At 70.7% G+C, this 20,850-nt stretch carries 18 protein-coding genes; 4 read left to right on the top strand and 14 right to left on the bottom strand.

Translation table 11 applies throughout. The features are described 5' to 3' along the window. Positions 1 to 72 precede the first annotated feature (72 nt). Both AB0I28_RS06990 and AB0I28_RS06985 read right to left on the bottom strand, forming a co-directional pair. On the bottom strand, positions 73 to 888 hold the full coding sequence (locus AB0I28_RS06990) for an IclR family transcriptional regulator C-terminal domain-containing protein (RefSeq protein ID WP_357490384.1): 816 nt from the start codon (positions 886 to 888) through the stop codon (positions 73 to 75). A 364-nt stretch (positions 889 to 1,252) separates the two neighbouring features. Next, a complete protein-coding gene (locus AB0I28_RS06985; RefSeq protein ID WP_357490382.1) occupies positions 1,253 to 1,876 on the bottom strand; it encodes a hypothetical protein in 624 nt (207 codons plus the stop codon). A gap of 288 nt (positions 1,877 to 2,164) precedes the next feature. On the opposite strand from AB0I28_RS06985, the gene AB0I28_RS06980 reads away from it, so the two are divergent. The 4 genes from AB0I28_RS06980 to AB0I28_RS06965 all read left to right on the top strand — a co-directional run bounded on the left by AB0I28_RS06980 (position 2,165) and on the right by AB0I28_RS06965 (position 5,461). Next, complete coding sequence (locus AB0I28_RS06980; protein WP_357490380.1) at positions 2,165 to 3,340, top strand: MFS transporter; 1,176 nt, start codon at positions 2,165 to 2,167, stop codon at positions 3,338 to 3,340. A 97-nt stretch (positions 3,341 to 3,437) separates the two neighbouring features. After that, on the top strand, positions 3,438 to 3,953 hold the full coding sequence (locus tag AB0I28_RS06975; protein WP_357490378.1) for a YbaB/EbfC family nucleoid-associated protein: 516 nt from the start codon (positions 3,438 to 3,440) through the stop codon (positions 3,951 to 3,953). A gap of 7 nt (positions 3,954 to 3,960) precedes the next feature. Next, positions 3,961 to 4,581 carry a hypothetical protein gene (locus AB0I28_RS06970; protein WP_357490376.1) on the top strand — a complete coding sequence of 207 codons (621 nt, stop codon included), beginning with the start codon at positions 3,961 to 3,963 and terminating at the stop codon, positions 4,579 to 4,581. A gap of 4 nt (positions 4,582 to 4,585) precedes the next feature. Beyond that, complete coding sequence (locus tag AB0I28_RS06965) at positions 4,586 to 5,461, top strand: hypothetical protein (protein ID WP_357490374.1); 876 nt, start codon at positions 4,586 to 4,588, stop codon at positions 5,459 to 5,461. On the opposite strand, the gene AB0I28_RS06960 is transcribed toward AB0I28_RS06965, so the two are convergent. The 12 genes from AB0I28_RS06960 to AB0I28_RS06905 form a co-directional block, all read right to left on the bottom strand. Continuing rightward, positions 5,458 to 8,196, bottom strand: coding sequence for a BTAD domain-containing putative transcriptional regulator (locus AB0I28_RS06960; RefSeq protein ID WP_357490372.1), 2,739 nt, complete (start codon positions 8,194 to 8,196; stop codon positions 5,458 to 5,460). The genes AB0I28_RS06965 and AB0I28_RS06960 overlap by 4 nt on opposite strands. A gap of 79 nt (positions 8,197 to 8,275) precedes the next feature. Then, positions 8,276 to 8,755, bottom strand: a complete 480-nt coding sequence (locus AB0I28_RS06955) for an AAA family ATPase (RefSeq protein ID WP_357490370.1) — start codon at positions 8,753 to 8,755, stop codon at positions 8,276 to 8,278. A 22-nt stretch (positions 8,756 to 8,777) separates the two neighbouring features. Beyond that, the gene (locus AB0I28_RS06950) at positions 8,778 to 9,746 is read right to left on the bottom strand and encodes a polyprenyl synthetase family protein (RefSeq protein WP_357490860.1); all 969 of its coding nucleotides are present in this window, start codon (positions 9,744 to 9,746) and stop codon (positions 8,778 to 8,780) included. A gap of 156 nt (positions 9,747 to 9,902) precedes the next feature. Further along, positions 9,903 to 10,103 (bottom strand): hypothetical protein, encoded by a 201-nt coding sequence (locus AB0I28_RS06945; protein WP_357490368.1) that lies wholly within the window; start codon positions 10,101 to 10,103, stop codon positions 9,903 to 9,905. A 109-nt stretch (positions 10,104 to 10,212) separates the two neighbouring features. Continuing rightward, positions 10,213 to 11,742: an NADH-quinone oxidoreductase subunit NuoN gene (gene nuoN, locus AB0I28_RS06940; RefSeq protein WP_357490366.1), complete on the bottom strand. Its 1,530-nt coding sequence runs from the start codon at positions 11,740 to 11,742 to the stop codon at positions 10,213 to 10,215. Then, positions 11,739 to 13,295 carry an NADH-quinone oxidoreductase subunit M gene (locus AB0I28_RS06935; RefSeq protein WP_357490364.1) on the bottom strand — a complete coding sequence of 519 codons (1,557 nt, stop codon included), beginning with the start codon at positions 13,293 to 13,295 and terminating at the stop codon, positions 11,739 to 11,741. Before AB0I28_RS06935 ends, nuoN begins: the two co-directional genes overlap by 4 nt. Then, positions 13,292 to 15,277, bottom strand: coding sequence for an NADH-quinone oxidoreductase subunit L (gene nuoL, locus AB0I28_RS06930; RefSeq protein WP_357490858.1), 1,986 nt, complete (start codon positions 15,275 to 15,277; stop codon positions 13,292 to 13,294). The genes AB0I28_RS06935 and nuoL overlap by 4 nt, the downstream gene beginning before the upstream one ends. A 54-nt stretch (positions 15,278 to 15,331) precedes the next feature. Next, positions 15,332 to 15,631, bottom strand: a complete 300-nt coding sequence (nuoK, locus tag AB0I28_RS06925) for an NADH-quinone oxidoreductase subunit NuoK (protein WP_357490362.1) — start codon at positions 15,629 to 15,631, stop codon at positions 15,332 to 15,334. Continuing rightward, positions 15,628 to 16,431, bottom strand: a complete 804-nt coding sequence (locus AB0I28_RS06920; protein WP_357490360.1) for an NADH-quinone oxidoreductase subunit J — start codon at positions 16,429 to 16,431, stop codon at positions 15,628 to 15,630. Before AB0I28_RS06920 ends, nuoK begins: the two co-directional genes overlap by 4 nt. Next, positions 16,428 to 17,018, bottom strand: a complete 591-nt coding sequence (gene nuoI, locus AB0I28_RS06915; RefSeq protein ID WP_357490358.1) for an NADH-quinone oxidoreductase subunit NuoI — start codon at positions 17,016 to 17,018, stop codon at positions 16,428 to 16,430. The genes AB0I28_RS06920 and nuoI overlap by 4 nt, the downstream gene beginning before the upstream one ends. Positions 17,019 to 17,021: 3 nt before the next feature. Then, the gene (gene nuoH, locus AB0I28_RS06910; RefSeq protein ID WP_357490356.1) at positions 17,022 to 18,350 is read right to left on the bottom strand and encodes an NADH-quinone oxidoreductase subunit NuoH; all 1,329 of its coding nucleotides are present in this window, start codon (positions 18,348 to 18,350) and stop codon (positions 17,022 to 17,024) included. Positions 18,351 to 18,429: 79 nt separating this feature from the next. Then, on the bottom strand, positions 18,430 to 20,850 hold the full coding sequence (locus AB0I28_RS06905; protein ID WP_357490354.1) for an NADH-quinone oxidoreductase subunit G: 2,421 nt from the start codon (positions 20,848 to 20,850) through the stop codon (positions 18,430 to 18,432).

Here is a 20,850-nt window from a genome sequence, read left to right as displayed (position 1 = left end):
GCAAGACGCCCAGGTGGAAGCCCTGATGGGGACGCGAATGAGGCGAGGCTTGCCTTGCTCGCCCGCCGACGGTCAGCGTCGCTCCTTGCCCTCCTCCGCCGCGGCGAGCGCGGCGCCGACCTCGCGGGCCGTCACCCGCAGGCGCGTGCGCAGGTCGGGTGCGGCCTTGGGCAGGTCGTCCATGGGGATCGCGCAGGCGACGGTGAGCCGCTCGGCGAGCGGGGCCTCCCGGTTGACGAGCGTGGCCGCGCAGGCGATGCCCTCGCGGTACTGGCCCGTCTCGGTGAACACGCCCTGGGTCGACAGCCGGCTGAGGTCGATCTCCAGATCCGAGGGCGTCGTCAGGGTTCGCGAGGTGTAGCGCCGCATCCCCGATTCGCGTAGGTAGACCCGGCGTTCCGCGGGCGTCAGCGTCGCCAGGAGAGCCTTGCCGAGGGCCGTCGCGTGGGCGCCGTCGTCGAAGCCGATGATGAGGTCCTCGGCGTGCGGGGAGAGCTGTCCCTCCGACACTTCGGTGATCGCCACGCGGCCGTCGACGAAGCGCGCGACGTAGTGGCTGTAGCCGGAATCGGCGACCTGGCGGCGCAGCGCTTCGAGCACAGTGGACGGTCCGCGCATCGTCGCCGACATGTCGCGGAAGCGGTCCGACACGGCCAGACCCACGGTGAACAGGCCGTGGTCGCCCCTGATGAGGTAGCCCTCGTAGGCCAGCGTGCGCACCAGGTGGTACGTGGTCGTCGGTGCGAGCTGGACACGTCTGGCGATCTGCTTGATGGTCAGTCCGCCCCGCGAGGAGCCGACCACTTCGAGAATTCGCAGCGCTCGGGAAACGCTCTGAATGAAGTCGGAGGGTTTCCCCTCGTTCCGAGCTTTGAGCCCCCCGGTCACGTCACCCACCTCATGACTTCCCTGGTCTCTTCACCATATGAAGAATCACGCCTTGCGGAAACTACCGGTTGCAGGCAGTTTCGAAGGTATCTGCTCGTAGTGTCCGGAAGCAATAGTCAATACGGGCGGATGCCTGGCCGGTTGCGTCCCCCACCCCGTAGCCGTCCAACCGCGCCTCCACCGAGTGACGGTGCCGGGGAGGCGACAACGTGGCGTTCCGCACCCCACCGGCGGGCGCCACAGCCGCCGCGGCGGCGCGGCCCACCCCACCAAGGGCCCGCCGCCGCGGCCTTGCGCGAAACGACGGCGGCGCCGGGAGATCCCGGCGCCGCCGCTTCGTCTACTTCGGACCTGAGTGGTGCTCTCAGCGAGCAGGTCCCGCTCCGCCTCCCGTGCTCGGCGGCAGGTTCTGCCCGACCGGGCCGGTCTCGTGCGCCCGCCGAGCCTCCTGCGCCTGCGTGGACTGCGGGGTCTGCACCGCGGCCCCGCCGGTGCTCGGCTCGTTCATCGAGTCGAAGGACTCGTCCTGGTGCTGCGAGCGCGTCCAGTCGCGGCCGCGTCCGGCGGCCGCGGACGAGCTCTCCGCGGAGCGCGTCGGCTCGCCCATCGTGATCAGCGCCCAGATGACGAAGATGTCGATGGCGATCAGGATCGCCGACCACAGTGGCTGGTAGGGCAGCCAGAAGAACTGAACGGTCGCCGAGAGGACCGCGAGGCCGATACCGACCGCGCGCGCCCAGATCTGGCCGGTGAAGATGAAGAAACCGGCGACCAGGGCCAGGGCTCCGATGACGAGGTGGATCCAGCCCCAGGTGGTGGTGTCGAACTCGTACAGGTAGCCGCCGGAGACGAAGAAGTACCCGTCCTTGGCGATGGCGGCGATGCCGACGAGGACCTGCCAGATACCGACCATGATCATCATGCAGCCGGCGAACGTCGCGCCTCCGAGCGCCCACGCGCGGCTCGTGTTCATACCCGTGCCACTCATAGTTGTCTCCTCTCCGACTCCGTTGTACGCCGAAATGAGCGAGATTGAGGGGATTTCGGATAATTGGGGAGTCGACCGTGACGGACGGGGCCGTAGGGCTCTCGAAATCCCCGGCCACCCTCGCGCACGCCGACGGCCCTCGCGCACGCCCCAGGGCGCTCTGAGCGCCCCCGGCGGGCCGCCTCCGCTCCGTCGCGGGAGCGCTCCCCCGACGGGCGAACGCTCGGCGCCACATGACTTACCCCACACGAGCCGCTACGCCCCGTTTCGCGGGACTACGGTCGCCCCGTGTCCCCCTCCGTCACCCCCACGCGGGCGGGTGTCGCCGCCACGACCGTCACGATCGCGTCGGTCATCCCCGTCTTCCTCGTCGGCGGCCTGTCCGTGCAGATCTCCGGCGACCTCGGCTTCTCCCCCGCCGGGCTCGGCGCGGCCGTCGCGGCGAACTTCGCGGTCTCCGCGCTCGTCAGCGCTCCGTCGGGGCGGCTGGTCGAGCGCTACGGCGCCACGATCGTCAGCCGGGCCGCGGTGCTGCTGTCGGCGGGCGGGATGCTCGCCATCGCCGCCTTCGCCCACGACTACTGGACCCTCGTGGCGTTCCTGGCCCTCGGGGCGACGGCGAACTCCATGGGGCAGCTGTCGTCGAACCTCCTGCTGTCGCGGCACATCCCGCGCCGGCGCCAGGGGCTCCTGTTCGGCCTCAAGCAGGCCGCCATCCCGGCGAGCACGCTGTTCGCGGGGGCTTCGGTCCCCTTGATCGCGCTGACCGTCGGGTGGCGCTGGGCCTTCGCGCTGGCGGGGACCCTCGCTCTGGGGGCGCTGCTCACTTTGCGGGGGCTGGAGAACGCCGAGGGCCCTCGGAGCCGCCGGAAGGAGGAGCAGGGCCGGCCCACCCCGGCCCTGCTCGTCATCGGCCTCGCGGCGGCGTGCGCAGCGAGCGCGGCGAGCAATCTGAGCCCGTTCCTCGCCGACACCGCGGTCTCGCACGGCCTGTCGCCCGCCGAGGCGGGGCTCACCCTCACGCTGGGCAGCGGGGCGGGGCTGTGCGCGCGGGTCGGTTTCGGATGGCTCACCGATCGACGAGGCGGGGACGGCATGGCGCTGATCGCGGCCATGCTCTTTGTCGGGGCCGGTGGACTCGCCCTGCTCTCCGCAACTCCACTGTGGACTTTGCCGCTCGGCGCGGTGGCCGGTTTCGGTCTCGGCTGGGCATGGCCGGGGATCCTCAACTTCGCCGTCACCCACACTCACCCCCAGGCACCGGCGGCGGCCACCGGAGTCACCCAGACGGGCGTATACCTGGGCGGGATGCTCGGGCCGCTGACCTTCGGCTGGGTCGCCGACGCCCACGGCTACTCGCCCGCCTGGCTCATGTCGGCGGGGATCATGGTCGCGGCGGCGGTGTTCATGCTCGCCGGGCGCCGGCTGCTGCGCACGGCGGTGGCGGCGCGCGTCTCGGCGTGACCGGCACCGCGACAAGGTCGCGACAAGGTCGCGGGCAGGCCCATCGCCCACAGTGGACACCATCCGCGTGTCCCCGTGAACGAAGGCCGCCCAAGCCATGCAGACCAGCGACCGCCTCGACCGCCTCACCGTCACCGCCTCCTCCCCCGGCGGCTCGGTGCGGGTCGTCCTCGGCGCCGCCGACGGCCCCGACGTGCGCGTCCGCTCCAACCCCGCGCTGCCCCGCGCGGAGCCGGACCTCGCCGCCGAGATCGCGGCGACCCTGAACTCGGCGCTGGCCGCCCGGCGCAGGGCGAACCTGATGGCGATCGACTCGCCCGGCGAACCCCCGCCGCCCACGCCCGCGCTGGAGAGGCGCGCGAGGTTCGAGCGCCTCATCGACGCCGTCGCCTTCACGACCGTCTCAGCCGAGGGCGACGTCAAGATCGGCTGGTCGGGCGCCGAGGGGATCAGCGTCGGCATCCGGCCGGGAACCCTGCGCGTCCTCAACGGCCGGGAACTGTCCCGCCAGGTCACCAGGACCGCGGCCCGGGCGCTGGCGTCCTTCGCCGAGCGCGTCGGCGCCGCACATCGAAAGGTCTACGGGGCCCCGTTCCAACGAACGAAAGACTGAAACTCACATGGCCGACAAGAGCGAACTCCTCGCCGCCGAACTCACCGACCTGTGGCGGGCCGGGACGGTGACGCTTCCCCTGGTCGCCGAGGCCTACGCCGGAGCCACCGGGTCACTGCACAGCGTCGGGTACCTGGAGAAGCACTTCCTGACCAACCCCAACTCCTACTACGACTACTTCCCCGCCGGGCCCGGCCCCACCGAGAAGAAGACGATCTTCAACCTGGCCTCCCCCGACGAGAAGTTCGTCTACGAGAAGCGTCCCAAGAACTCCAAGCAGTACCGCGAATGGGTGGAGGCGAAGGAGAAGGACGCCGCCCTCATCGGCTCGCTCGCCCTCGGCGGCATCTACGAGCAGTGGAGCGAAGTGCGCTCGCTGCTCCAGGAGGCCCTCGGCCGGACCGCGCGGAACTTCGTCGACGGCGGCGCCGCGCTGGTCTTCATCGCCACCGAGTACGCCAGGACCGACGAGGACGCCGCCATGATCATGCGGCGGGAGGCCCACGAACTCGAAACGGCCCCCGACCTCGACCAGGCGCCCGGCGAGATCCCGCCGATCGTCCACCCCGACGATCCGCACCCCGAGGACATGCCCCACGGCAGCGCCCCGCCCACGGTCAGGTGGTGACGCCGTGCCCACCGACGCCGAGATCATGGCCCAGGTCCGCAAGATCGAGCCGGCCGCCCGCAAGGCGCTCAAGAAGGAGATGGCCGGCCACGCCTTCCAAGACGCCGACTGGGAGACCTACCTCGCCGGGATCCCCAAGCAGTTCGACTACTTCCTGGGCCGCGACCCCGCCGACCTCGACGACCTCAGCGCCGACCTCAAGGAGATCCGCGAGTCGCTCGACATCGACGCCATGGGCCTGGTCAAACAGGTCGCCGGCGATGTGCAGGACTGGCACGGCCTGGGCGCCGACACCTTCCGCGAGGAGTTCCTCGGCCCCTTCGAGCAGGTCAAGAACAACCAGCTGGAGGTCATCACCGAACTCCGCAACGCCCTCGACGTCGAACGCAAGATCATCGAGGCGGGCCGCGGCGACCTGCTGACCATCGCCAAGACGACCACCGAGGCCCTCGAAGAGATCGCCAAGGGCTCCGGCGGCGGCATGCCGAAAGGCGTGATGTCGACCTTCGCGCTCGTGGGCGCGGTCATCGCCCTGTGCGCCACCGGCGGGGCCGCCTCCCCGCTCGTCCTGGGCCTGACCATCACCGGCGGGGTCCTCAGCGTCGGCGGCACCCTCGCCGGCGAGCTCACCACACCCAGCGAAGTCGGCGGCGGCACCGCTTCGGAGGTCCTGCTGTCCATGCAGGAGGCGATCCACGGCGTCCTGGAAGCCGTCCAGCAAAGCGAGGAGGCCCTGGGCACGGCGCTCGCCGGGGACGCCGCCAAGCTGCGGACCGCCATGGACACCACCGAGGCGAAACGGAGCATCGTGGCGGCCCGCACGCGGATCATGGACGGCCCCGATCTCGGTGACTTCCGGCCGCCTCTCGCGGCGACCTAGCCTCCCGACCCGCCCGGCGCGGTCTCGCCGTCCGCCGGGCCGGTCTCGGCGAGCCGCGCGCGCAGTTCGGCGGCCTCCGAGCGGCCGAGCCGCGCGAAGATCCGCTCGGACCGGGTCCACGACCGCCGGGCCGCCGCCGTGTCCCCACCGGCGTGCTCGGCGTCGCCCAGATGCCGTGACACCAGCGCCTCGCCGACGAGGTCGCCGGCCTCACCGAACAGCTCGCTCGCACGCCGGTGAAGCCCGACGGCCTCGGCGTGCGCGCCCCGCATGTGCAGCGCCCTGCCGATCGTGTCGAGGACGCTGGCCACCCCGCGCGGAGATCCGCTCCGCTCGAACAGTTCCAGCGCCCGGCGGCCCTGTTCGACCGCCGTGTCGTACGCGCCGAGTTGCAGCCGCGCCCATGCCGCGAGGTTGAGCGCGAGCCCCTGCCCGTCCTCACTACCCGCCTCGGTGAACAGATCCAGCGCCCGGGACGCGTGCTTCAAGGCCCGCGCCGGCTCGTCCTCGTCGCTGTAGGTCGTGCCGAGCCCGAGTTCGGCGAAGGCCCGGCTTCTCACCCAGCCCCCGCGACGCGCGATCTCGGCCGCCTCCCGCAGATGCTCACGAGCGGCGGCGGGTCGCTGCATGTCGCTGTACGCGCGGGCCAGATTGCTGTGCAGGCGCGACATCCCGTCGAGATCCCCGACGCGGCGCGCGGCGTCCAGCCCCACCCTCATCACCGCCAGCTGCGCGTCCCACATGCCCTGCCGGTGCAGATGCGCGGTGATCGCCCACGCCAAACGCCACGCGAGCGTGTCGAACCCGGCGTCGGCCGAGGCCCGGACCAGCCCCAGCGCGGTCTCGCGCTCCTCGATGAACCAGCGCCACGCCCCCGCCTCGTCGCCGAACTCCTCCTCGGGCGAGACGGGCGCGTCGACCTCGATGCGGTCGCGGTGCGGCGCGAGGCGCCGGTCGGCCGCCGCGGCCGCGCGCAACGCGTGCTCGGCGAGCCGCCGGAGAGCCGCCTCTCGCTCGCCGTCGGCCAGGCCGCCGGCCAGTTCGGCGGTGTACGCCTTGGTCAGGTCGTGGAGAAGGTAGCGGCCCGGCCGGTGCTCGCGGAGCAGCCCCGCCTCCTCCAGCGCGGCCAGGACCGCGCGGGTCTCGGCCGGCGGGCGGCCGGTCAGCGCGGCGATCATGGCGAGCCCCAGATCGGTGCCCGGGGCGACGCCGAGGAGCGTGAAGGCCGCCTCGGCCTCGGCGTCGAGGTGCTTGCGCGAGCCGTCAAGGGCCGCCCGCAGGCTCGCGTGAGGGCCGGCCTCCCAGGGCCCGAGACCGGCCGTGTCGCGCCGGATCTCCTCGGCGTACACCGACAGCGGGAAGCCGGGGCGGGCGGCGACGCGGGCGGCGAGGATGCCCAGCGCCAGCGGCAGTCCCGCGCAGTGGCCGACGAGCTCTGCGGCAGCCGCCGGTTCCCCGTGCAGCCTGCCGAGCCCGAGGTGGGCACCGAGCACGGCGTGCGCCTCGGGGTCGTCCATGGGTTCGAGGACCACGCGCGTGCCGCCGTGGGCGACGCCGACGCCCGTGAGGTCGTTGCGGCTGGTGATGATCGTGGTCGCCTCCGCGCCTCCCGGCAGGAGCGGGACGACCTGCTCGCTGTCGTGGGCGTTGTCCAGGACGACGAGGATCCGGCGTCCGGCGAGCAGGCGGCGGTAGAGGGCGACCTGTGCCTCCGGGGTGGCCGGCACGGCACCGGGCTCGGCCCCCAGGCCCACCAGGAGGCCGCGGAGCGCGTCCCCGGTGGGCAGGGGATCCTCCGTGGCGCTGAAGCCGCGCAGGTCGAGGTAGAGCTGCCCGTCGGGGAAGAGGTCGAGGGCGTCGTGGGCCCAGCGCAGCGCCAGCCAGGTCTTGCCGATCCCGCCCGGCCCGCACACGAGCCGCACGGCGCCGCGGGGGTCGCCGGCGCTCAGCGCGGCGAGCTGCGCCGCGCGTCCCTCGAAGCGCCGGGGCGGTGCGGGCAGTTGCCGGGGCACCGGGGTCCCGGCGGGCGCGACAGCCGCTTGCGCGGTGTCGGCGAGGATCCGCCGGTGCAGTTCGCGCAGCGCCGGGCCGGGCTCGTTGCCCAGCTCGTGCCGGGACCGGTCGCGCAGCCGCCCGTAGTGTTCGAGGGCGCCGGCGGTGCGGCCGGACCGGTGCAGGGCCAGCATCACCTGCCCGGCGAGGCGTTCGTCCCACGGGTGGGCCCGGGCCAGTTCCCGCAGTTCGGGCAGCAGACCGGTGTGCCCGCCCGAGCGCAGCACGGCGTCGTTGCGGTCGAGGCGGACGGCGTGGAGTTCGGCGTCGAGGCGGTGGCGCCGGTCGTTGAGCCACGGCAGGTCGAGGCCTTCGAAGGCCTCTCCCCGCCACAGCGCCAGCGCCGACGCGAACAGCTGCGGCGCGTCGTCCTCGGCGGCGCGTGCGGCGGCCGCGAGCTCCCGGAAACGCAGGAGGTCCAGCGTCGACGGCCCGGCGCGCAGGGTGTACCCGGCGGCCCGGCGCTCGGGCAGGTCAGCGCCCAAGGCGGCGAGTTCGGAGCGTAACCGCGACACGTAGCTGTACAGGTTGTCCCGGGCACGGGCCGGCGCCGCGGTGCCCCACAGGCGGTCGGCGAGGCGCTCGACCGGGACGACGTGCCCGGCGTCGGCCAGCAGGATCGCCAGGATCGCCCGCCGTGTCCGCGAACGGATCTCGGCCGTGCCGCCGTCGGGTCGCAGCACCTCGACCGGTCCGAGAACCGAGAATCCCGCCCGGTCTCCGGACGTGCGCGCAAGGCGGCCCCCGGGTTCCCCGAGGGCCTCAGCCCTCGGGCGATCCACCGTCGGCCAAGCGCAGTACCGCCGCGACGACGTCCTCCAGCGACCCGCTGGTGTCGATCTCCGCGTCGGCGCCCCGCCGCAGCAGCGGCTCCACCGTCTCCAGGTTGCGCAGCACTTCCACCCACTGCTCGGGCGACTTGCCGTACTCGTTGTTCGTGCGCGAGGCGATCCGCTCCAGCATCACCGCGGGGGGCGCGCTGAACAGCACGACCTTGTCGAAGTGCGCGTAGAACTTCCCCTGGTTGACCGAGGTTCCGGCGACGAAGAGCCCTGGACCGTCCGATGTGGACAGCAGCTCGGCCATGCGGTCCTCACGCCACATCCAGTCGGGCTTGCCGTCGGGCCCCAGGCCCCAGTGGGACCACTCGTCGGCGTCGGCGTCGACCGTGGTGTAGCCGCGTTCGGCGAGTTCGGCCAGAACCGTCGACTTCCCGGTCCCGGACATGCCGGTGATCAGCATTCGGAACATGGTCAGGTCGCCCTCACGCGGTTCGCGACACCATGTAGGCGCAGACCGACTCCAGGGCGCGGCGGGCCGGGACGTCGGGCAGTCCCTCGACGATCGCGCGGGCCTTGGCCCCGTAGGAATCCAGCGTCGCGCGGGCCTTGCCCATGGCGTCGGAGGCGCGCAGGAGGGCCAGGGCCTCCGGCAGGTCGGCCTCGGCGACGGGACCGGCGACGAGTTCGCGCAGCCGCGCGCCCTCGGGGTCCTGGGAGGCCAGGGCGTAGAGGACCGGCAGGGTCGGCACGCCTTCGAGGAGGTCGGTGCCGGGGGTCTTGCCGGAGGTCGTCGACTCCGAGGCGATGTCGAGCAGGTCGTCCGACAACTGGAAGGCCACGCCGATGACCTCGCCGAAGTCGGCGAGGGCGGCGGTGACCTCCGGGGAGGCGCCGGCGAAGTTCGCGCCGAAGTAGGCCGAGGTCGCGATCAGCGAACCGGTCTTCTCGGCCAGCACGTGCAGGTAGAACTCGACCGGGTCGGCGCCGCGCGGGCCGGCCGTCTCGGCGATCTGCCCGGCGACCAGGCGCGCGAAGGTGCCCGCCTGCTTGCGGACGGCGTCGGTGCCCAGCGAGGCGGTGATGTCGGAGGCGCGGGCGAAGAGGTAGTCGCCGGTGAGGATGGCGAAGGTGTTGCCCCAGCGCGAGTTCGCGCTGGGCGCGCCTCGGCGGACGGGGGCCTCGTCCATGACGTCGTCGTGGTAGAGCGTGGCCAGGTGGGTGAGCTCCATGACCGCGGCGGCGTCGATGATGCCGGGCGCCCGCGGATCCCCGAAGTGGGACGCGAGCAGCACCAGCATCGGGCGGAAGCGCTTGCCACCGGCCAGGATCAGGTGCGCGGCGGCTTCGGCGATGAACGGGTCGGCGTTGTCGACCGCCTCGCGAAGGCGCCCCTCGACCTCGTCGAGGCCCGCCTGGACGGCGGCCGTCAGCGCCGGATCGTCGAAGTTGATGTCGACGGGGGCGCTGGAAGGCGTCTGAGTCAAGCTGACCACGGCCTCACCCTGCCATACATACCGCGGATCCTCCCCATGGGCCCTCTTACACGTGGTGTGCACAGCCTACGTGGTGGTCGCCAGCCAAGATCGCGTGTATCGGCCGGGGTCTGTTCACCGCCACACTGTGTCGACGAAGGTACCGACGACCTCCCCTTCGACCGCGTCGACGGCCGCCCGCCGCCGCAGTTCGAGCTCGCGGTCGGTCACCAGGCGCTCGACGACGCGGGTGAGCGATTCGCCCCCGCCGCGAACCGCGATGGCCGCGATGCGCTGGTAGAGGTCGGCGGGGATGTCGATGGCGAATGTGTCCATGACGGGTTCAACGAGCGACGGTCACATTCCGTGAGGGCCTGTCCGCGATCTGACACGACGAAACCGCCCGGCCCCAAGGGGACCGGGCGGTTTCGTGAGTTCGCTCGCGCTACTTCGCCAGGAAGGGCCCGGCGTCGGCGACGAGGTCGAGCAGGAAGCTCGGCGCGACGCCCAGCAGCAGCGTCACCGCCACGCCCAGCGCGATGACCGACCAGGTCAGCGGGCCGGGCACGGACACCGTCGGGGTCTCCTCGCCGGGCGGGTTGAGCCACAGCAGGACGACGACCTTCAGGTACGGGAAGGCCAGCACGACGCTCGACAGGACACCGACGATGACCAGCGCGCTCTGGTCGGCGTCCCACGCCGAGGAGAACAGCGCGAACTTCGAGGTGAAGCCCGAGGTCAGCGGGATGCCGGCGAAGCCGAGCATGAGGAAGGTGAAGGCCGCCGAGAACACCGGCGAGCCCTTGCCCAGTCCGGCCCAGCGCGACAGGTGCGTCGCCTCGCCCTCGGAGTCGCGGACCAGCGTCACCATCGCGAAGGCGCCGAGAACCGAGAAGCCGTAGGCGACCAGGTAGAACATGCTCGACCCGACCGCGTCGTTGAGCGAGACCACGCCGACCATGAGGTACCCGGCGTTGGCCACCGAGGAGTAGGCCAGCAGGCGCTTGATGTCGGTCTGCGCCACGGCCAGGACCGAGCCGACGATCATGGTGAGGATCGCCACGGCCGCCAGCACCGGCTGCCAGTCCCACGCGGTGGTCTCGAAGGCGACGTTGAACACGCGCAGCAGACCGCCGAAGGCCGCGGCCTTCGTGCAGGCCGCCATCAGCGCGGTCACCGGCGTCGGGGCGCCCTGGTAGACGTCGGGCGTCCACACGTGGAACGGGACGGCGGCGGCCTTGAACAGCAGGCCGATCGCCAGCAGCGCCAGACCGGCCGCGAGCAGGATCGGGCTCTGCTCCGACTCCAGGACCGCCGCGCGGATCCCGGTCAGCGACACCGTTCCGGCGTAGCCGTAGAGCAGCGCGACGCCGTACAGGAAGAACGCCGAGGCGAAGGCGCCGAGCAGGAAGTACTTGAGGGCCGCCTCCTGCGAGATGAGGCGACGGCGGCGGGCGAGCCCGCACAGCAGGTACAGCGGCAGCGAGAAGACCTCCAGCGCGACGAACATCGTCAGCAGGTCGCCCGACACGCAGAACAGCATCATCCCGGCGAGCGCGAACAGCGTCAGCGGGAAGACCTCGGTGGCGCCCTCCTCGCGCTCCTGCGCCTTGTCGCCGTCGGAGTTGGCCGCGTGGGCCGCCTCGGCGACGAAGGGGCCGCCGCGCTCAAGGCGCCGCTCGGCGATCAGGCCGAGCGAGACGATTCCGAGGACGATGATCGCGCCCTGCAGGAACAGGCCGGGACCGTCGACGGTGACCGCGCCGCCGATGGTGGTGATCTCCACGCCGGAGTTGGCGATGACCGCGATCAGGCCGGCGACGAGGCCGCCGACGGTCAGCGGCGCCTGCACGTAGAACCGCCAGGCCCGCGGCACGAAGGCCTCGACGAGGATGCCGACGCAGGCGAGCCCGAAGACGATGAGCATCGGGGCCAGGGCGCCGTAGTCGATCTCGGGCAGTTGGATGTCGTTCACTTCTCAGCTCCGGTTGCGGCCGTAGGTGCCGGGTCGGAAACCCCGATATCGACCATGGTCGATTGAACAGCGGGCTCGATCACGTCGAGCAGCGGCTTCGGGTAGACGCCCAGCGCGATGATCAGCACGACCAGCGGCGCCACGACGACCTTCTCCCGCAGGCTCAGGTCCTTCTTCATGGGCGCCACGTCGGCGAGCTTCGGGTTCAGCGTGCCCTGCATCGTCCGCTGGTACATCCACAGGATGTAGGCGGCCGCCAGGACCATGCCCAGCGCGGCGAGGATCGCCACCGTCTTGTTCACCGCGAAGGTCCCGATCAGCACCAGGAACTCCGAGACGAACGGCGACGTGCCCGGCAGCGCCAGGGAGGCCATGCCGGCCACGAAGAAGACGCCCGACAGCAGCGGCAGGGCCTTGCCCGCGCCGCCGAAGTCGGCGATGCTCTGCGAGCCCCGGCGCTGGACCAGGAAGCCGACCACGATGAACAGCAGACCGGTCGCCAGGCCGTGGTTGACCATGTACAGCACCGAACCGGTCGCCGCCTGCGAGCTGAACGCGAAGATGCCGATCCCGATGAAGCCGAAGTGCGAGATCGAGGTGTAGGCGACCAGGCGCTTGAGGTCGGTCTGGCCGACCGCGAGCAGCGCGCCGTAGAGGATGCCGATCAGCGACAGCGCGATGGCCATCGGCGCGAAGTACTTCGACGCCTCGGGGAACATCGGCAGGCAGTAGCGCAGGATCCCGAAGGTGCCGACCTTGTCGAGCACGCCGACCAGGAGGGCCGCCGCACCGGCCGGCGCGGCGCCACCGGCGTCGGGAAGCCAGGTGTGGAACGGGAAGAAGGGCGCCTTGATCGCGAAGGCCGCGAAGAAGCCGAGGAACAGCCACTTCTGCAGGTCGCCGGGAATGCCGCCGCCCTGCGCGAGGGCGACGATCTCGTTCCAGTCGAAGGTCGCGTGGCCGAGGCCGTTCTTCGCCGTCACCCACAGGCCGATGACCGCGGCCAGCATGAGCATGCCGCCCACGAGGGAGTACAGGAAGAACTTGACCGCCGCGTACTGCCGGCGGGCCCCGCCGTAGGACCCGATCAGGAAGTACATCGGGACCAGCATGACCTCGAAGAAGATGTAGAACAGCAGCACGTCGGAGGCCGCGAACACACCGATCATCGTCGCTTCGAGCGCCAGGATCAGCGCGAAGAAGGTCGGGACGTTGCGGCGGCCGCCGGTGCCGTCATCGTCGGCGTCCTTCCACGACGACAGGATCACCAGCGGGACCAGCAGCGCCGACAGTCCGATGAGGACGAGGGCGATGCCGTCGACGGCGAAGCTGAAGCGCAGGCCCCACTGGGGGATCCACGGGTAGGACTCGCCGAGCTGGAGGCGCTCGCCGCCGGCGTCGAACGCGAAGGCCGCGGCGATGGTGAGGGCGAGGACGGCCAGCGAGACGACGAGCGCGACGATCTTGGCGGTCCGGGGTTTGTGCTTCGGAACGAACGCCGTCACCAGAGCCCCGATGAGGGGGATGACGACCATGAGCGACAGATACTTCATCCGAGCCTCACCGCCAGCAGTGCGGCCACGATCAGGAACGCACCGGAAAGAATGGACAGGGCGTAGGTCCGCACGTAACCGGTCTGGAGGCGCCTGAGCCTGCCCGACCCGCCGCCGAAGGCCGCGGCGAGACCGTTGACGACCCCGTCGACGCCCCGGTTGTCGACCCACACCAGCGCCCGGGTGAGCAGGCGCCCGGGCAGTTCGAAGACCAGCTCGTTGAAGCGGTCGGCGTACAGGTTGTCGCGCGCCGCCCGGACCAGGTGCGTACGGGCCGGCTGCTCGACGAGCGCGGTGCCGTTGCGGAAGAGCAGGTAGCCCAGCGCGGCGCCGAGGAGCGTGATCGCGATGGTGGCGATGGTGACCTGCGCGTGCGTGAGGTGGGCGTGGCCCTCCTCGTGCTGACCGAAGACCGGCGTCAGCCAGTCGACGACCGAGGTCGACATCAGCCAGCCGGACACGACCGAGCCGACCGCGAGGAACATGAGCGGGATCGTCATGATCAGCGGCGACTCGTGCGGGTGCTGGATGTCCTTGCCGTCGGAGGTCCGCGGGATCGCGCCGTGGGTGCTGTCGGAGCCGTGGGCGCCGTGCGCGGTGTCGCCGGCGTTGACCGCGTGGGCGCCGCCGTGCTCCTCGGCCTGCCAGCGCGGCCGGCCGTGGAAGGTCAGCACGAACAGGCGCGTCATGTAGAAGGCCGTGAGGCCGGCGCCGAGCAGTGCCACCGACCCGTAGAGCCAGCCGGTCCAGCCTTCGCGGTTGAACGCGGCCAGGATGATCGGGTCCTTGGTGAAGAAGCCCGACAGCGGCGGGATGCCGATGATCGCCAGGTAGCCCAGTCCGAAGGTGACCCAGGTGATCTTCATGTACTTCCACAGGCCGCCGAAGCGCCGGATGTCCTCCTGGTCCTTCATGCCGTGCATGACCGAACCGGCTCCGAGGAACAGCCCCGCCTTGAAGAAGCCGTGCGCGAGCAGGTGGATGATGCCCAGCGCGTAGGCGCCTCCGCCGAGGCCGACGGCGACGAACATGTAACCGATCTGGGAGACCGTCGAGTAGGCCAGGACGCGCTTGATGCCGTCCTTGGCGCACCCGACGACGCACCCGATCAGCAAGGTCAGCGCGCCGATGGACACGACCACGGTCTGGGCGGTCTCGTTGGCGTTGAAGATGACCTGCGAGCGGGCGATCATGTAGACGCCGGCGGTGACCATGGTCGCGGCGTGGATGAGGGCCGAGACCGGGGTCGGGCCCTCCATCGCGTCGGGGAGCCAGGTCTGCAGGGGGAACTGGCCCGACTTTCCGCACGCGCCGAGCAGGAGCAGCAGCCCCACCGCCAGCAGCAGACCCGCCGAGACGGTCTGCCCGGTCTCGGAGGCCAGCACGCCGTTGAAGACCTCGGCGTAGTCGGTCGACCCGAAGGTGGCGAACATTAGGAAGATCGCCAGGGCGAAACCGACGTCGCCGACGCGGTTGATCAGGAAGGCCTTCTTACCGGCGGTCGCGGCCGCCGGGCGGTCCGACCAGAAGGAGATCAGCAGGTAGGAGGCGACACCGACGCCCTCCCAGCCCGCGTAGAGCATCACGTAGTTGTCGCCGAGGACCAGCAGGAGCATCGCCGCGATGAACAGGTTGAAGTACGCGAAGAAGCGGCGGCGGCCCGGGTCGTGCGACATGTAGCCCACGGCGTACACGTGGATCAGCGATCCCACGCCGGTGATGAGCAGGACGAACACGGCCGTCAGCGGGTCGAAGAGCAGCCCGACGTCGACGTTGAGGCCGCCGACGTGGATGAACTCGAAGAGATCCACCGCCACCGACTTGTTCTCCAGGCCGCGCAACTGGAAGAAGTAGATGAGGCCGAGGACGAAGCTGGCCGCCACGGAGAGCACGCCGAGCCAGTGCCCCCACTTGTCGGCGCGCTTGCCCAGTACGAGCAGCACGGCGGCGCTCAACGCCGGAATGGCGATGAGCAGCCACATCGACGACAGCGCGCCGGAGGCGTCGGCGTAGGTGATCGAATCCACTGTGTCCTCTTAGTACTTCAACAGGTTCGCGTCATCGACCGAGGCCGACCGGCGGGAGCGGAAGATGGACATGATGATCGCCAGCCCGATCACGACCTCGGCTGCGGCGACGACCATGACGAAGAACGCCATGATCTGGCCGTCGAGAGTCCCGTTGATCCGGGCGAAGGTGACCAGCGTCAGGTTCGCCGCGTTGAGCATGAGCTCCACGCACATGAACACCACGATCGCGTTGCGGCGCACGAGCACGCCGACCGCCCCGATGGTGAACAGCACGGCGGCGAGGATCAGGTAGTAGTCGGGAGTCACCGGATCTCTCCGTCCTCTTTCTTGCCGTTGGTGGCCTTGGGCCGCGCCTCGGCGATGGTCAGCTCCCGGGACGGGAGGACCTTGCTGACGCTGCGCTCGGTGAAGGTGCCGTCGGGCAGGAGCGCCGGGGTCGCCACCGAGTCGGAGGTCGCGAAGACGCCCGGACCGCTCTTGGGCCCGGGGTAGTTGCCCTTCGCGAAGCGGTTGCGCGAGAGGACCTTCTGGTCGAGCTTCTCGCCGGGCTTCTTCTCGATGTGGGCCAGCAGCATCGCGCCGATCGCGGCGGTGATGAGCAGCGCCGAGGTGACCTCGAAGGCGAAGATGTACTTGGTGAACAGCAGCTTCGCGATGCCCTGGACGTTGCCGTCGGCGTTGGCCTCTTCGAGGCCCTTCGCGGTGACCGACCCGACCCCGCGCGCCAGGCCGGTGCCCAGCAGCATCGCGAAGGCGACGCCGAGGACGGTCGCGGCCAGCCGCTGCCCGCGCAGCACCTCGATGAGCGAGTCGCGGGTGTGGCGGCCGACGAGCATGATCACGAAGAGGAACAGCATCATGATCGCGCCGGTGTAGACGATGATCTGCACCATGCCGATGAACGGACCGGCCTGCAGCACGTAGAACACGCCGAGCGAGAGCATCGTGCAGACCAGCAGCAGGGCCGAGTGGACGGCGTTGCGGGCCAGCACCATGCCGATCGCCCCGCCGAGCGCGATCGGCGCCAGGATCCAGAAGGTGATGGCCTCACCCGTCGGGACGCTGTTGTCCGCGGCGAGGGCGGCGCCCTGCGCGAGGAGGCTCATTTGTGTTCTCCCGTACGACGCTCACTGCCCGCGCCCGGAGCGTCGTCGACGGGACGCCCTTCGGCGCCCTTCGACGGGCCCGGGTTGTCGGGGCCGCTGATGTAGTAGTCCTTCTCGGACGTGCCCAGACGCATCGCGTGCGGCGGCTGCTCCATGCCCGGCAGGAGCGGCGCGAGCAGCTGCTCCTTGGTGAAGATCAGGTCCCGGCGGTCGTCGCGGGCCAGCTCGTACTCGTTGCTCATGGTCAGCGAACGGGTCGGGCAGGCCTCGATGCACAGGCCGCAGAAGATGCAGCGCGCGTAGTTGATCTGGTAGTCGCCGGCGTAGCGCTCACCGGGCGAGAAGCGGTTCTCGGGGTCGTTGTCGGCGCCCTCGACGAAGATCGCGTCGGCGGGACAGGCCCAGGCGCACAGCTCGCAGCCGATGCACTTCTCCAGGCCGTCGGGGTGACGGTTGAGGATGTGCCTGCCGTGATAGCGGGGCGCGACGGCCGGCGGCTTCTCGGGGTACTCCTCGGTGACGACCTTCTTGAACATGTGCGAGAAGGTGACACCGAAGCCCGCGGCGGACTTGGGGAGAATGCTCATGCCTTAGCCCTCCTCTCCGGTGGTCTCGGTCTTGGTGTCGGTGGCCACGGCGGCCTTCTCGCGGGTGGCCTCGATCTTCTTGGTCCGCGGCGAGGGCGGAACCTTCAGGTCGATCGGCGGCACGGGGAAGCCGCCCAGACCCAGGTCGGGAACCGCCGGTTCGAAGTACTGCTTGCGCCGCGGGTAGAACAGGATCACCGCGCCGGCCAGAAGGACGACGCCGCCGATGATGAGGATCTTGCCGGTCCCGTTCTCCTGCTGGGTGCTGACCCGCACGCCGGCCACGACGAGGATCCACACCAGGTTCAGCGGGATGAGGACCTTCCAGCCGAGGCGCATGAACTGGTCGTAGCGCAGACGCGGCATCGTGCCGCGCAGCCACACGAACACGAACATGAAGACCCAGACCTTGCCGAGGAACCACAGGATCGGCCACCAGCCGGTGTTGGCCTCGCCCCAGATGGAGATCGGCCACGGGGCGCGCCAGCCGCCCAGGAACAGCGTCACGCACATCGCCGAGACGGTGAACATGTTGATGTACTCGGCGAGGAAGAACATCGCGAACTTCAGCGACGAGTACTCGGTGTGGAAGCCGCCGACGAGCTCCGACTCGGCCTCGGGGAGGTCGAAGGGCGCGCGGTTGGTCTCACCGACCATCGAGATCATGAAGATCACGAAGCTCGGGAAGAGCAGGATCGCGTACCAGCCGGGCACGTTGATGTGCCACCCGAACAGGTCGATCGCCGGGTTCTCGCCCTGCGACAGGACGATCTCGCTGGTCGACATCGAACCGGAGAGCATGAACACCGCGACGATCGACAGGCCCAGCGCGACCTCGTAGGAGATGACCTGCGCGGCCGAGCGCAGCGCGCCCAGCAGCGGGTAGGTCGAGCCGGAGGCCCAGCCGCCGAGCACGATGCCGTAGACGCCAAGGCCCGAGCAGGCCAGGACGAACAGGACCGCGACGGGCACGTCGGTGATCTGCAGCATGGTCTTCACGCCGAAGATGCTCACCTCCGGCCCGAAGGGGATAACCGCCCAGGCGGTGATGGCGCACATCGCCGAGATGATCGGCGCGATGAAGTACACCGCCTTGTCGGCCAGGGTCGGCATGATGTCTTCCTTGAGCGCCAGTTTCAGCGCGTCGGCGACACTCTGCAGCAACCCGAAGGGGCCGTAGCGGTTGGGACCGGGGCGGTGCTGCATCCGGCCGACGACCCGGCGCTCGAACCAGATCACGAAGATCGTCGAGACGATCAGGAAGACGAAGACCGCGAGGATCTTGATGATGATCAGCCACAGCGGATCGTGGCCGAATGCGTCCAGGCCCATTAGTCTCGACCCCTTCGCGCGATTCGGTCGCCCGGAATCACTGTCGTCATATCGCTAGCTCCGTACCGCTCTTCCCTCTTCACGCCGTCCCTCCGCTGACCACTGCCGCGGAGATCTTCACGAGTGATCCCGCCGTAGTACCCAAGCTCCGGTACACGCCCGAGCCCGGTGAGTTCGTCGGCAGCCACACCACGCCGTCGGGCATCTTCGTCACCGACAGCGGCAGCGTGATCGCGCCGCGGTCGGTGCCGACCGTGACACCCTGACCGTCGCCGGCCCCGACGGACGCGGCGGTCGCCGCCGACATCCGCGCCACGGGAGTGCGGGCGGTGCCGGCCAGGTTCTCGTCGCCCTCCTGCATGACACCCGAGTCGAGCAGGTGGTGCCAGGTCGCCAGCACGGCCTCGCCCTGACCGGCCTTGAAGGCCGGACCGGCCACGACCGACGGGCGCGCCGCCCGGGTCCCGGCCTTCGGCAGACCGGCCAGCTGACCGCGAACGGTCCGCACGTCACCGGTGTCGATCTTGTCGCCCATCAGCGCGGCGATCGTGTCGAGGACGCGGCCGTCGGACATGTAGCCGGAGTCCAGCACGGCGTCGAAGACGCGCAGGCGGCCTTCCCAGTTCAGGTAGGCGCCGGCCTTCTCGACCGCCGGGGCGACGGGGAACACCACGTCGGCCCGCTCGGTGACCGCGCTGCGGCGCAGCTCGATCGACACCACGAAGTCGGCGGCGTCGAGCGCGGCCTCGGCGGCCTTCGGGTCGGCCAGGTCGCGGGTCTCGACACCGGCGACGACCAGCCCGGACAGCTCACCGGCGGCCACCGCGGCGACGATGCCGTCGGTGTCGCGCCCGGTCTGCTCGGGCAGCGCCGTGACGTCCCAGTAGGCCGCCAGGTGCGCACGGTCCTCGGCGCTGGCCACCAGGCCACCGCCGGGAAGCAGGTTCGGCAGGGTTCCGGCCTCGACGGCGCCCCGGTCGCCCGCGCGGCGGGGAACCCAGGCGAGCTTCGCGCCGGTCGTGCGGGCCAGCTTCGCCGCCGCGCTCAGCGCGCCCGGCACGCCCGCGAGGCGCTCGCCGACGAGGACGACGGCACCCGGCGCGCGCAGCGCCTCGCCGAGCTCGTTGTCGCCGCCGAGCAGGGAGTCGACCAGTTCGGCCTCGCCACCGGGAACGGTCGGCAGCAGGGTCGCGCCGATCTTCTCGGAACCGCGCGTGGCGTAAGGCGCCACGACATAGGCCTTGAGCCCGTTCTCCTGGTTGGCCTTGCGCAGACGCAGGAACAGGATCGGGCACTCCTCCTCGGCCTCAAGGCCGACCAGGAGGACCGTCGGGGCGGTCTCGATCTGCTGGTAGGTGACGCCCCCGTTGCCGGGGTTGACGCCGACCACGGCGTGCGCGAGGAACTCGGTCTCCTCGGCCGAGACAGGCCGGGCCCGGAAGTCCACGTCGTTGGTGCCCAGGGCCACGCGCGCGAACTTCGCGTACGCGTAGGCGTCCTCGACGGTGAGGCGGCCGCCGGCCAGCACGCCGACGCCCTTGGCGGCCTTCGCCGCCGCCAGACCCTCGGCGGCCTTGCGCAGCGCCTCGGGCCAGCTCGCCTCGCGCAGCTCGCCGGACTTCGCGTCGCGGATCAGCGGCGAGGTCAGGCGCTCGGTGGCGCGGACGTACTGGAAGGCCCAGCGGCCCTTGTCGCAGTTCCACTCCTCGTTGACCTGCGGGTCGTCACCGGCCAGGCGGCGGGTGACCTTCCCGCGGCGGTGGTCGGTGCGCTGCTCGCAGCCGGCCGAGCAGTGCTCGCACATGCTCGGCGAGGACACCAGGTCGAAGGGCCGGGCCTGGAACCGGTACTGGGCACCGGTCAGCGCGCCCACCGGGCAGATCTGCACGGTGTTGCCCGAGAAGTAGGACTCGAAGGGCTCGTCCTCGTAGATACCGACCTGCTCCAGCGCCGAACGCTCCATCAGCTCGATGAAGGGATCGCCGGCGACCTGCTTGGAGAAGCGGGTGCAGCGCGCGCACAGGACGCAGCGCTCACGGTCGAGGAGGACCTGCGAGGAGATCGGCAGGGCCTTCTTGTAGGTCCGCTTCTGCTCCTCGAAGCGCGTCTCCGAGCGCCCGGTCGACATCGCCTGGTTCTGCAGGGGGCACTCGCCGCCCTTGTCGCAGATCGGGCAGTCGAGGGGGTGGTTGATCAGCAGGAACTCCATGATCCCCTTCTGCGCCTTCTCGGCGACAGGGGAGGTGTTCTGCGTCTTGACCACCATGCCGTCGGCGACGGTGACGGTGCAGGAGGCGGCGGGCTTGCGCTGACCCTCGATGTCGACCAGGCACTGGCGGCAGGCGCCGACCGGGTCGAGCAGCGGGTGGTCGCAGAAGCGCGGGATCTCGATGCCCAGCTGCTCGGCGGCGCGGATGACCAGCGTCCCCTTCGGAACGGTCACCTCGATCCCGTCGATCGTGAGCGTGACCATATCGGTCTTTTCAGGCGTGACGGTCAT

It is taken from the genome of Phytomonospora sp. NPDC050363 (assembly GCF_040655735.1).
In the GTDB taxonomy this organism is placed as follows: Bacteria; Actinomycetota; Actinomycetes; order Mycobacteriales; family Micromonosporaceae; genus Phytomonospora.
Note: the sequence above shows the minus strand (reverse complement) of the source record. Positions and strands in the feature narration are given on the sequence as shown.